Raw genomic sequence first — 12,851 nt, 5'->3', positions numbered from 1 at the left:
GTACCGCTCTTTAGTCTGACCCTGTCAAGACCAAAGCGGGGAAACGTGAATCAGATGCAGGGCCTGCTCCTCGCGGGCCGCTACCGGCTTGTCGAATCCATCGGCAGCGGTGGCATGGGCCGGGTTTGGCGCGCCCACGACGAGGTGCTGCACCGGACGGTCGCGGTCAAGGAACTGACCGCCGCGCTCTACGTCGCCGAGAGCGATCTGGCCCGGCTGCTCGCCCGGACCCACGCCGAGGCGCGGGCCGCGGCCAGGATCAACCACTCGGCCGTCGTGACCATCCACGACGTCCTTGAGCACGACAACCGGCCGTGGATCGTCATGGAGCTGGTCGAGGGCAACTCGCTGGCCGACGAGGTCAAGGAGCGGGGGCGTATCGAGCCGGCCGAGGCGGCACGGATCGGACTGTGGGTGCTGCGCGCGCTGCGCGCCGCGCACGCGGCCGGGGTGCTCCACCGCGACGTGAAGCCGGGCAACGTCCTGCTCTCGCCCGACCGCCGGGTCCTGCTCACCGACTTCGGCATCGCGCAGGTCGAGGGCGACACGACGATCACGCGCACCGGCGAGATCGTCGGCTCCGTCGACTACCTCGCGCCCGAGCGGGTCCGCGGCCACGACCCCGGCCCGTCCTCCGACCTGTGGGCCCTCGGAGCGACGCTGTACACGGCGGTGGAGGGCAGATCGCCGTTCCGCCGCACCTCCCCCATCGGCACCATGCAGGCCGTCGTGGAGGAGGAACCCGCCCCGCCCGTCAACGCGGGAGCGCTGGGGCCCGTCCTCGCCGCCCTGCTCCGCAAGGACCCGGCCGAGCGGCCCGGCGCGGCGCAGGCCGAGCAGATGCTCGCCGAGGTGGCGGCGGGACAACTGCCGAGTGCGGCGCAGCCGTACGCGACGACGGGGCAGCCGGGGTACGACACCGCGGAGACCGGCAACGGCATCGGCACCCGCGCGCAGACGAACGGCATCGGCACCCGCGCGCAGACGGCCGTCGCCACGCCGTATCCGCCGGTGACGTCCGGGACCGTGGCGACGCCGGCTAAGCGGCACCGTCTGCGTACGTTCGCCCTGGTCGTCGCCCTCGCGACGATCGTCGGCGGGGGAGTCGCGGTCGGCCTCCAGCAGTTCGGCCCGGGCGGCCACGGCGACCCCGGCGGCTCCGCCACCGGATCGTCGACCCCGAAGGCAGGCGACACCCCGGGCGGCGGGCCCGGTCAGGGGGCGGTTCCCGCCGGTTGGGAGCGGCTCAAGGACCCGGTGGGCTTCAGCATCTCCCTGCCCAAGGGGTGGGTGCGGTCCGTCTCCATCGACCAGGACGGCCTCCGGCAGGTCGACTACTCGCCCGACAAGGGCAAGCACCTCGTACGGGTCGCCGTCGACACCGCGCCGGACTTCCGCACCTCGTACGAGCACATGAGCAACCTGGAACAGGCGGTCTCACGGCGGCTGGTGGACTACAGGAAGCTGACCTTCAAGAAGGGCGTCTTCCGCGACCTGCCGGACGTGCGCTGGGAGTACTCCTGGAACGCGCTGGCCAAGGACCCGCCGCACTACTTCCCGGGGCCGTACCACGCGATCGACGTCGGCTACATGAACAACGCCGGCACCGAGTACGCCCTGTACTCGGCCTCGCCGGCCGACGACTGGGCCACCACCAGCAAGCAGTTCGACTGGATCCTGCGGAGCTTCCAGGAGAGCTGACCCGAGCGGAGCGGATGATTCGGCTCTGATGCCGCCGGAGTGTGCCGGACGCTGTCCTGGAGTGGCGGCACACTGGCCGGTCGCCGCCACGGAAGACGTTCGTCCGGTGCGGCATGATGGGGCGTATGGGGACCGAGGGGGAGAACGCCCGGGTGATCGCGGGCCGTTACCGGCTGGAGACCAGAATCGGCCGGGGCGGCATGGGCGTCGTCTGGCGCGCCACCGACCAACTGCTCGGCCGCAGGGTCGCGGTGAAGGAGCTCGCCCTCGACGACTCGCTCTCGGCCGAGGAGTCCCGGCTCCAGCGCGACCGCACCCTGCGCGAGGCACGGGCCGTCGCCCAGCTGCACCACCCGCACATCATCGTCGTCCACGACGTCGTCGAGGACGACGAACGCCCTTACATCGTCATGGAGTTGATCGACGGCGGCTCGCTGGCCGAACGGATCTCCGCGAACGGCCCGGTCGACGCCCGCGAGGCCGCCCGGATCGGCATCGACCTGCTCGGAGCGCTGCGCCGCGCGCACGAGGCGGGCGTCCTGCACCGCGATCTCAAGCCCGCCAACGTCCTCGTCGAGGCGGGCACCGACCGTGTCGTGCTCACCGACTTCGGGATCGCCCAGGTCGCGGGCGCGACGACACTCACCGAGACCGGCGCGTTCGTCGGCTCGCCCGAGTACACCGCGCCCGAGCGGATGGCCGGGGCACGGACCGGCCCCGAGTCCGACCTGTGGTCGCTCGGCGTGCTGCTGTGCGCGGTGCTGAGCGGGGCGTCGCCCTTCCGCCGCGACTCGCTCGGCGGCATCCTGCACGCGGTCGTCGTCGACGAGATCCGTCCGCCGGCCCAGGCCGCCCCCCTGCTGCCCGTCGTACGAGGGCTGCTGGAGCGCGATCCCGAGCGGCGGCTCGACGCGGCGGAGGCGGAGCGGATGCTGCGCGCCTTCCGGGACACCGGCCGTACTCCGCGGCTGCTCGTCCCGTACACGCCGACCCGGCGGGACATCCCCAAGGTGTCCCTGCGCAGGCCCGCGCCGGAGCCGTCGCAGGCCTCCGCCGTCGTGGCGGGCCAGTCACCCCGGCAGTCCACGCGCGGCCTCCTCGCCGCCGCCGCCCTGGTCGCCGCCATGGCCGGCGCCGGGGTGTCCGCGGTCGCGCTGCTCATGGGCGGCGGCGGGCACGGCGAACCGGCCTCGTCGAGCACCCCGGGCACACCCCGCACCCCGAGTACGTCCTCCACCGCGCCCGGGGCCTCCGGCACGCCGTCCGTCCCGCCCGCCAAGGCCGGTCCCACCGTCACGGTGACCGGCCGCCGGACACCGCCCGCCACCCCCCGCACCGCACCCTCGGGCTACCACATGGCCTCCGACCCGAACGGCTTCTCGCTCGCCGTACCAGACGGCTTCACCCGCGATCCGCAGGGGGAGCGCATCTTCTACATGTCATCGGGGGATACCTTCCGCATCGGCGTCAAGGTGGCCGACCCCGCCGCGGGCGGCCCGCTGGGCGTGATGCGGCGCGCGGACGCCTCCGGTCCGGCCAACAACCCCGGCTACCACGACGGAACCGTCGCCCGGACGGTGCACGACGGACACACCGCCGCCCTCTGGCAGTTCACCTGGAACGGCTTCACCACGGCGGAGGGCCCCCGGCACACCTACGACCTGTGCTGGGAGCAGGACGGCCGGATGTACGACGTCTGGGTCTCCGCGCCGGTGGGCCGGGTGACGGAGGCGAAGGAGTACTTCGACGTGGCGGTGGACACCTTCGCGGTCTCGTGACGCGGAGGGATCCGTAACCGGGAGATAAGGGATGCCCGCGTCACGGGTCTGTGACCGGTGGGCGCAATGGCTGGATGACGGCGGGCCCGCCGCGATACAGATGAACGCATGAGCCACGACGGGGGAGTCCCTCACGGGGGCGACGCGACGACGAGTTTCAGTCTGCAACCGCCGAGACCCGTGACGCGGGAACCGCGAGCACAGGCCGGCGCCTCGGTGCCGGAGCCTTCGGGCGAGGGCGGCGCGGAGAGCCGGCCGGAGGAGGCCGCGGTGTACGCCCGGCAGTCCGAGATCCCGGTCGCCGTCCCGTACCCGGGCAATCCCTACGCCACGCCCGATGCCGTGTCCGATGCCGCGCCCGGAGGCTCCGGCGGCACCGCACCGGACCGGTCGCGGACCCCCGCGCCCGTGCCCGCGGGGGAACCGGGGGCGGGCCGGCTGGTCGCCGGGCGCTACCGCCTGATCGCCAAGCTGGGGCACGGCGGCATGGGCACGGTGTGGCGGGCCAGGGACGAGACCGTGGACCGCGAGGTGGCCGTCAAGGAACCCCGGGTCCCGGACCATCTTCCCGAGCGCGAACGGGCCAACGCCTACGAGCGGATGCGCCGCGAGGCGCGCGCGGCCGCGCGGCTCGACCACCCCGCCGTGGTGAACGTCCATGACGTGGCGGTCGTGGACGGACAGCCCTGGATCGTGATGGAGCTCGTCCGGGGCCGCTCGCTCGGCGACGCGCTCGGCGAGGGCACGCTCGACGGCCCGGAGGCCGCGCGCATCGGCCTGGAGGTCCTCGGCGCCCTGGAGGCCGCCCACGCGGCGGGCGTCCTGCACCGTGACGTCAAGCCCGACAACGTGCTCCTCGGCCCCCACGGCCGTGTCGTGCTCACCGACTTCGGCATCGCCCGGATCGAGGGTGACACCAGCCTGACGGACACCGGCGGCTTCGTCGGATCGCCCGAGTACGTCGCCCCGGAGCGGGTCCTCGGGGTGCGCCCGGGCCCCGCCTCCGACCTGTGGTCGCTGGGCGTGCTGCTCTACGCCGCCACCGAGGGCGTCTCGCCGTTCCGGCGCAGCAACACGCCCGCCACGCTCCAGTCCGTCCTCAACTCGGCGCCGGCCGCGCCCGCCGCGGCGAGAGGCCCGCTCGCGGAGGCGATCAACGGCCTGCTGGCCAAGGAGCCGTCCCGCCGGCCGCCGGCGGCCGAGGTCCGGCGACTCCTGGAGGAGGCGGTACGGCCGCCGGCGCCGACGCGGGTCGCGCGGTTCGAGGGCACCGGCGGCCCGGACGGCGCCCCGGCATCCGTCGGCGGGGGCGGAGGCGGGGGCGGGGGCGTCCGGATCGGCCGACGGACCCTGATCGGCCTCGCGGTGTCGGCCGCCGCCGTGGTCCTCGCGGCCGCGGCGACGGCCTACGTGGTGATCGAGGACCCGTTCGCCGGTCCGCTGCCGGACGGCTGGCGGAAGCGGCACGTGGCGGACGTCGCCGCGACGCTCGCGGTGCCCGCGGAGTACCAGATGGGGACCCCGGACCGGAAGACGGACAAGGGGCATTGGGTCACGTACACCGACTGGAGCGGGAGCATCTCGGTGTGGCTGACCCTCACCAGGAAGTCCGAGGACATCAACAAGCAGATCAAGGACTCGGCGCGGGCCGAGATGTACGCGGACGACGGCGAGTTCAAGGCGAGCGGCGCCTACCCCCTGAACATGCCGGCCGGTCCCCGGACGAAGCCGGACGCCAGGACGACGTACCGGGGCAGGGAGTCCGCCGAGAACACGGTGGTCTACAAGACCGACGACAGCCAGAACCCCCGCCCGCGCGAGGTGAGGCTCTTCTACTACAAGTCGAAGGGCGGCGACATGTACCGGCTCACGGTCAGCTATCCGGGCGACGGTGACTTCACCGCGCGGGGCCGCGAGGTCGCCGAGGCGGCGATCGCGAACCTGGATGTCGACCGACCGTGATCGCCGGACCGACAACGCCCTGATCAGCGCGTTTGCTGCCAGTGATCACTGGCAGTGTGTGAGTACTCGGTGAAAGGCCATTACCGACGGGTACCCAAAGGGAGCGAGGAGGCATACTCTGCGGCTCATGACGGACTCGCAGGCCGCGGAGCAGGCCACGGAAGACACCGGCGCCGATGAGACGGCCGCTGCCGACACGGCGGTCGGCGTGGCCGCCGCGACCGAAGCGGACCTGACGTCCGCCGCCGGCACGGACGCCGAGGACAGCGCGGGCGGCGCGGCGGACGCCGAGGGGACACCCGTCACCCCGGAGGCCGCAGCCGTGACCGAGACGCCGGCCGCAGTGGCCGAGACGCCCGCCGTCGCGGAGACGCCCGCCGTCGCGGAGACGGCCGCCGTCGCGGAGACGGCCGCCGTCGCGGAGACGGCCGCCGTCGCGGAGACGGCCGCCGTCGCGGAGACGGCCGCAGTGGCCGAGACGCTCGCAGTGGCCGAGACGCCCGCCGTGGACGAGGCGGGGGGAGCCGACCAGGCCGTAACCGCCCCCGCGTCCCTTGGCACCAACCCGCTCGCTCCCTCGCCGGCAGGCGCCCGTACCGCCGCCGACGTGGTCACCCCCGAGCTCGTCGCGCAGCTCACCAAGGGTGTCGCGGGGTCCGGACGCACCGCCAACCACACGCCGTTCACCGGCGAGAAGCTCGCCGACGTGCCCGAGTCCACCCCCGAGGACGTCGAGAAGGCCTTCGAGCGGGCCCGTACCGCCCAGAGCGCCTGGGCGGCCACTCCGGTACGGCGCCGCGCCGCCGTGCTGCTCCGCTTCCACGACCTCGTGCTCGCCCGGCAGGCCGAGGTCCTCGACCTCATCCAGCTGGAGACCGGCAAGACCCGGCTGCACGCCCACGAAGAGGTCCAGGCCGTCCTGATCGCCGCGCGGCACTACGGGCTCAAGGCGCCCTCGTATCTGCGTCCCAAGCGGCACGCGGGTGCGATGCCCACCCTCACCAAGGTCACCGAACTGCGCCACCCGCGCGGTGTCGTCGGGCAGATCGCGCCCTGGAACTACCCGCTGGAGCTGTCCGTCGGTGACGCGCTGCCGGCGTTCGTCGCGGGCAACGCGGTCGTCATGAAGCCCGACACCGAGACCTGCCTCACCGCCCTGTGGGCGCGTGACCTGCTGATCGAGGCCGGACTGCCCGCCGAGGTGTTCCAGGTCGTCATCGGCGACGGGCCGGTCGTCGGACCCGAGGTCGTCCGGCACGCCGACTACGTCTCCTTCACCGGATCGACCCGCACCGGCCGTGAGGTCGCCCAGGGCGCGGCCGCCCGTCTCGTCGGCGTCTCCCTCGAACTCGGCGGCAAGAACGCCATGGTGGTCCTGGAGGACGCCGACCTCGACAAGGCCGCCGCCGGCGCCGTCCGGGCCTGCTTCTCCTCCGCCGGCCAGCTCTGCATCTCCATCGAGCGGCTGTTCGTCCACGCCTCGATCGCCGACGCGTTCACGGAGCGGTTCGCCGCGAAGACCCGGGCCATGCGGCTCGGCACATCCCTCTCCTACGGGGCGGACATGGGCTCGCTGGTCGGGGAGCGGCAGTTGGAGACCGTGACGCGGCACGTCGAGGAGGCCGTCGCCAAGGGGGCCACGGTCGTCACCGGCGGTGTCGCCCGGCCCGACGTCGGCCCTTACTTCTACGAGCCCACCATCCTCGACGGAGTGGAGGCCCCGATGGCCGTCTGCGCCGAGGAGACCTTCGGGCCCGTCGTCTCCATCTACCGGTTCACGACCGAGGACGAGGTCGTCGAGCGCGCCAACTCCACGTCGTACGGCCTCAATTCGTCCGTCTGGACGAAGGACGGGCGGCGCGGCCGTGCGATCGCGGCCCGGCTGCGGACCGGCACGGTGAACGTCAACGAGGGTTATGCGCCCGCGTACGGCAGTGTCCAGTCGCCGATGGGCGGCATGAAGGACTCCGGCCTCGGCCGGAGGCACGGTTCCGAGGGCATCCTCAAGTACACCGAGGCGCAGACCGTCGCCCACCAGAGGCTGCTGCCGATGGCGCCTTCCCTGGGCATGGACGACGAGAAGTACGCGGCGCTCATGAGCCGGAGCCTGAAGCTGATGAAGGCGTTCCGACTGCGCTAGCACCCCGGTCCCGACCGGACCCCACGGTTCCCGAACGGTTCTTGACGGTCTCAACGAGGAGAGCGGCACGTGTCACAGGAGAGCTCTGTCCAGGAACAGCCGGACGAGGAAACGTACGACTACGACGTTCTCGTCGTCGGCTCCGGCTTCGGCGGCTCCGTCACCGCCCTGCGGCTGACGGAGAAGGGGTACCGCGTCGGTGTCCTCGAAGCCGGCCGGCGCTTCACCCGCGACACGCTGCCCAAGAACTCCTGGGACCTCAAGAACTACCTCTGGGCCCCCCGGCTCGGCATGTACGGCATCCAGCGCATCCACCTGCTGGGCAATGTGATGGTGCTCGCCGGGGCGGGGGTGGGCGGCGGCTCGCTCAACTACGCCAACACCCTCTACGTACCGCCGAAGCCGTTCTTCGAGGACCCGCAGTGGAAGGACATCACCGACTGGGAGGAGGAGCTGAAGCCGTACTACGACCAGGCCCGGCGCATGCTGGGAGTGCGGCTCAACCCCACCATGACCCCGTCGGACGTGCACCTCAAGGCCGCCGCGGAGCGGATGGGCGTCGGCGACACCTTCCACATGGCGCCCGTCGGCGTCTTCTTCGGCGACGGGCAGGACGCGGACGGCTCGGCCGGGGCGAAGCCGGGTGAGGAGGTCTCCGACCCGTACTTCGGCGGCGTCGGGCCCTCGCGCAAGGCCTGCACCGAGTGCGGCGAGTGCATGACCGGCTGCCGCCACGGCGCCAAGAACACCCTCAACGAGAACTACCTCCACCTCGCCGAGAAGGCGGGCGCCGTCGTCCATCCCATGACGACCGTCGTGTCCGTCACCGACGACTCGCGGGGCGGCTACGCCGTGCAGACCCTCCCGACGGACGACCGGCGCAAGGGGGAGGGGCGGACGTTCACCGCGCACCGGGTCGTTCTCGCGGCCGGCACCTACGGAACGCAGACGCTGCTGCACCGCATGAAGGCCGGCGGCCAGCTGCCCCATCTGTCGAAGCGGCTCGGTGAGCTGACCCGCACCAACTCCGAGGCGCTGGTGGGCGCGCAGACGGACGACCGCCGTTACCGCAAGGCGCACGGCAAGCCCCGGGCCGACTTCACCCAGGGCGTGGCCATCACGTCCTCGATCCACCCGGACGCGGACACCCACATCGAACCCGTCCGCTACGGCAAGGGCTCCAACGCGATGGGCGGCATGTCCATCCTCCAAGTCCCCTACGCCGAGGGCTCGTCGAGGGTGGCCGGATGGTTCGTCAACGCGGCCCGGCATCCGGTGCTCGTTCTCCGGTCGCTCTCCAACCGGCGCTGGTCCGAACACACCATCATCGGGCTGGTGATGCAGTCGCTCGACAACTCCCTGACGACCTATCTCAAGCCGAAGGGTGCGGGCAAGGGGCTGTTGACGGCACGTCAGGGACACGGTGCCCCCAACCCCAAGCAGATCAAGGCCGCTTCGCAGGCCGCCTCCGTACTCGCCGAGGAGATCAACGGCTTCCCGGGCAGCAACGTCGGCGAGCTGATGGGCACCCCGCTCACGGCGCACTTCCTCGGCGGCTGTCCGATCGGCGCCGGTGCGGAGGAGGGCGTCATCGACCCGTACCACCGGCTCTACGGCCACCCCGGCATCTCGGTCGTCGACGGCGCCGCCGTCTCCGCGAACCTCGGTGTCAATCCGTCGCTCACCATCACCGCGCAGGCCGAGCGGGCCATGTCGTTCTGGCCCAACAAGGGCGAGGCCGATCCGCGTCCGGCGCCGGGGGCCTCGTACGAGCGTCTCAAGGCGGTCGAGCCGCTGCGCCCCGTCGTCCCCGCCGACGCCTTCGGCGCGCTGCGGCTGCCGTTCCTGGGCATGCCGGCGATGCCGCCGAAGCCGTAGGGCCTGTCCCTCGGTCGTGGCCGCGGCCCGTCGAGGGCCCGGAGAACGAAAAGAAGGACCCGGAGAACGAAAAGAAGGACCTGCGCCCCCCTCCGAGCGCAGGTCCTTCTCCTCGTGTGTGACCGACGTGCGCGTCGGTCGTGCCGTGCGGTGTCGCGGTGTTACGCGCTCGCGCCGGACTTGCGGCGGCGGACGACGACCAGCGCGCCGGCGCCGGCGACGACGGCGATACCGCCGGCGAGGCCGATCATCGGCAGGGCGGAGCTGGAGCCCGTCGCGGCGAGGCTGCCGTCGACCTGCGGCGTGTTGCCCTTGTCGGCGGGCTTGTCCGAGACCGGGACCTTGCCGCCTTCCTGCGGCTTGGTGCCGTCGGTGTCCGTGCCGGACTTGACGATCTGGAACTTGTACGCGACCTCGCCGTAGCCGGTGCACTCCGCGTCGGCGTCGCCGTAGATGCTGGCGCCGAGGGAGAAGCCCGCGCCGGCCGGGGCGCTGGAGTGCACGTTGATACGGAGCGGGATGTCGACCTCGAAGTCGGGCTTGAGGGCGTCGGTGTAGCCGACGAAGCCCAGTGCGTAGCCCTCGGAGTCGACGTCCTCCCAGGCCTTGTCGTCCAGGTTGTACGCCTGGAGCTGGACCTTCTTGCTCTCGAAGAGGTCCTCGCCCGCCTTGTCGGAGGCCGCGCCGGCGAAGTAGCCGAGGTTGCTCAGGGTCGAGTCGGAGTTGTTCACGACGTTCAGGGAGAACTTGTGCCAGCCGCTGCCCGCCGCGATCTTGCCGGGCAGACCGGTGATGGAGACGTCGACCTTGGAGTCGGCGCACTCGGAGGGCTCGGGCTCGGGGGACTCCGACGCGGAGGCGGAGCCGCTCGGCGCGGGCGCCGACGCCGAGGCCGAGGCGGAGCCGCTCGGGGCCGGGGCGGACGCGGACGTCGAGGCGGACGCCGACGCGGTGGCCGAAGCCGAGTTGCCCGGCTCGGGGGCCGACTCGGAGGCGCTCGGCGACGCCGGCTCGGACGCGGGCTCCGACACGCTCGCACTCGGGGACGGGGGTTCCTCCGCGAACGCGGCCGGCGCCACCGACAGCAACGCGAGCGGGGCTATGACAGCCGTCGCGGCCGCAGTGGCCATGGCACGGCGAAGCTTCATGAAGACCTCGAAAGTCCAGTGCGCCCTGAACTCCGGCGCGATTACGACGTTTGGTTGGCGGGGCACCCCCGCGTGTGGGCGCGGATGTGGCCGTTGGTTCTGGAGAGGAGACCGGCGAAGCCCGAAAATGGTTGTCCTGCCTCTCACCTGATTCTTATGTGGGCTGGGTCACATCCATGCGCGTCTTGCGTACGCCCGTTCGAGACGCTTAAAAAGGGCGTCGTGTCTGATCAGCAGCCCGGGGAGACCGGGGAACCCACCGTTCCCGACGATGTGTGGGAGCGCTTCGCGCGCGACAGCGAACGCGACATCCGCTCCTCGGCCCCCAAGGAACCGTCCGCCCGGGCGCGCATGGTGACGGAACGGCTGCGGCTCCAGGACGAACGGGAGGCCGAGCGGACCGCCCGCCGCACCGCCCGCAAGAAGGAGCCGCGCCCGCCCGCGCAGCCCGAGGGCTGGCGGACGGGTCCCGCCTGGCGCGAGATGGACGGGCGCGCGGCCCGGCGGCGCAGGACGTGGGCGGTCCTCGGGGTCCCCCTCGCCGTAGCCGTGGCCGTCGTCGCGATGAAGCCGTCCCTGCTGCCCGGCGGCCTGTTCGGCTCCTCGGCCAGATCCGCCGCGGCCGGGCCCCAGTTGCCCGCGGAGACCACGGCCCCGACCGTCGCGCCCTCCGCTCCTGACCCCCTGACACCCACCAGGAAACGGCCGTTCGCCGGATCACCCGCCGAGCGGTGGGCCGCCGGCGCCGACGCGATCGTCGTCCCGAAGGCCACCCCGGTCGGCTCGCTCACCAAGGAGCAGGTGGCCACCGCGCTGCGGCAGACCAAGAAACTGCTCGTCGGGGCGAACCTCGAACCGGCGACCGTGCGCGGCGGGCGTCCGGAGACGGCCCTGTCCGTCATCGACCCCAAGCAGCCCGGGATGCTCGACGACGTCAACCGCATGCTGCGGGCGCCGGACAGGAAGCACGATCCACTGAATCTCTTCAGCCGCTTCGACCCCCGCGAGGTGGCCCTGGTCGGCGACGTGATCAAGGTGCGCGGCCGGATCGGTTTCAAGGCGGGCGAGGACGCCGCCGTCGCCGTCCACGCCGACTACACCTTCGTCTACGCGGTGTCCCCGGTGCACGGGAACAAGGGCGAGGTGACCCGCACCATCGTCCGGCGCGTCCTGGACGTGGCGTTCTCCGATCCGAGGAAGTTCCAGGTCACCCCCGGCAAGCTGGTGATCCGCCACTACGACGAGAGCATCGGCAACTCCGCGTGCGACGTCTACGACGGCTTCCTGCACCCGCAGTTCGTGTCGGCCACGTCCACCGCCTCCCCGTCCGGCAGCGCGTCGGCGACCGGCCCGGCCGTGGACCCGTACGACCGCAGACGTGATCTGCGGGACGCCTCGACGGCCGGCTGCGGCACGGTGTCCCGAACCTGACGGCGCCCGTGCCCCGGGCACGGTGAAGGGCCCCGCGGGACACATGTCCGCGGGGCCCTTCTTCCGACAGCACCGGCGTCAGGGCGGGCCGGTGCCTCGAAGCGGCGTCGGGGGATGCGCCGCTGTTCACGGGAGCGTCCGGGCGGCGCGCCGCGTCCCATGAGGCGCGCGCCCGACGACGGCCCGAGCAGGTTCCGTCGGACGGCCCCGGGCGTCCCCGGGGCCGACCGTTCTCTTGAGCGACCGGGCTGCTGTCCCCTGCCGTCCGGTCGCACGACCTGGAGCGAGGTCCCACGACGTACGGCACGATCCGTACGTCTCATCGCTCCAGTGAAGCCACGCGTGGTTCTTTCGGGCCCGCCCCTGGCTGACACGGACACCTGAAGAAACGAAGTCCGCAGCACCCCGGATACGCGCCGTACGGGTGAGAGGCGATGCGTACGTGCGTACGCCGGGTACGCGGCCCGCACCCCCGCCGCACGGCTCAGATCCGGCCGCGGCACAGTTCGAGCAGGATCATGGCCAGCGAGGTGCCCGGCTTGCCGAGCGCGTCCCGGTAGTGACCGAGGATCTCCATCTCGCGGGAGAGGTTCACCCGGCGGCCGCCGGAGGTGATCCGCGCCTCCTGGATCACGGCCGAGACGGCCATCCGTTCCTGCACGAGACCGATGATCCGGTCGTCGAGGGCGTCGATGCGCTCACGGGCACCGGTGATCACATCGGCGGCCTCGTCGGTGCGGGCGCCGGTCTTGTCGAGTACGTCGGCCATGGTGGGGCTCCTCGGTGGAAGGGGTGCCCCGGAGCGACCCGGCC

At 72.4% G+C, this 12,851-nt stretch carries 8 protein-coding genes; 6 read left to right on the top strand and 2 right to left on the bottom strand.

Annotated features, from left to right (window positions below; translation table 11 throughout):
• Positions 1–54: 54 nt before the first annotated feature.
• From ACZ4AA_RS06995 to ACZ4AA_RS06975, 5 genes are all read left to right on the top strand, one after another.
• Complete coding sequence (locus tag ACZ4AA_RS06995) at positions 55–1,701, top strand: serine/threonine-protein kinase (RefSeq protein ID WP_467597116.1); 1,647 nt, start codon at positions 55–57, stop codon at positions 1,699–1,701.
• Positions 1,702–1,826: 125 nt separating this feature from the next.
• Entirely contained in the window at positions 1,827–3,479 is a 1,653-nt protein-coding gene (locus tag ACZ4AA_RS06990; RefSeq protein ID WP_467596665.1) for a serine/threonine-protein kinase, read from the top strand.
• Positions 3,480–3,587: 108 nt separating this feature from the next.
• Positions 3,588–5,441, top strand: a complete 1,854-nt coding sequence (locus ACZ4AA_RS06985) for a serine/threonine-protein kinase (protein WP_467596662.1) — start codon at positions 3,588–3,590, stop codon at positions 5,439–5,441.
• Positions 5,442–5,568: 127 nt separating this feature from the next.
• Positions 5,569–7,581, top strand: a complete 2,013-nt coding sequence (locus ACZ4AA_RS06980) for a succinic semialdehyde dehydrogenase (protein ID WP_467596659.1) — start codon at positions 5,569–5,571, stop codon at positions 7,579–7,581.
• Positions 7,582–7,650: 69 nt separating this feature from the next.
• Positions 7,651–9,459, top strand: coding sequence for a GMC family oxidoreductase N-terminal domain-containing protein (locus ACZ4AA_RS06975; RefSeq protein WP_467596655.1), 1,809 nt, complete (start codon positions 7,651–7,653; stop codon positions 9,457–9,459).
• Between the two features lie 161 nt (positions 9,460–9,620).
• Here the strand turns inward: ACZ4AA_RS06975 and ACZ4AA_RS06970 are convergent, their stop codons facing one another.
• Positions 9,621–10,589 carry an LPXTG cell wall anchor domain-containing protein gene (locus tag ACZ4AA_RS06970; RefSeq protein ID WP_467596652.1) on the bottom strand — a complete coding sequence of 323 codons (969 nt, stop codon included), beginning with the start codon at positions 10,587–10,589 and terminating at the stop codon, positions 9,621–9,623.
• 240 nt (positions 10,590–10,829) lie between these two features.
• On the opposite strand from ACZ4AA_RS06970, the gene ACZ4AA_RS06965 reads away from it, so the two are divergent.
• The gene (locus tag ACZ4AA_RS06965; protein ID WP_467596649.1) at positions 10,830–12,038 is read left to right on the top strand and encodes a hypothetical protein; all 1,209 of its coding nucleotides are present in this window, start codon (positions 10,830–10,832) and stop codon (positions 12,036–12,038) included.
• Between the two features lie 484 nt (positions 12,039–12,522).
• On the opposite strand, the gene ACZ4AA_RS06960 is transcribed toward ACZ4AA_RS06965, so the two are convergent.
• Positions 12,523–12,807, bottom strand: coding sequence for a chorismate mutase (locus ACZ4AA_RS06960; protein WP_326785978.1), 285 nt, complete (start codon positions 12,805–12,807; stop codon positions 12,523–12,525).
• Between the last annotated feature and the right edge of the window lie 44 nt (positions 12,808–12,851).

Source organism: Streptomyces sp. NPDC024698, assembly GCF_055559015.1.
The sequence above is the reverse complement of the archived record's forward strand: the minus strand, read 5'-3'. Positions and strand labels throughout refer to the sequence as shown.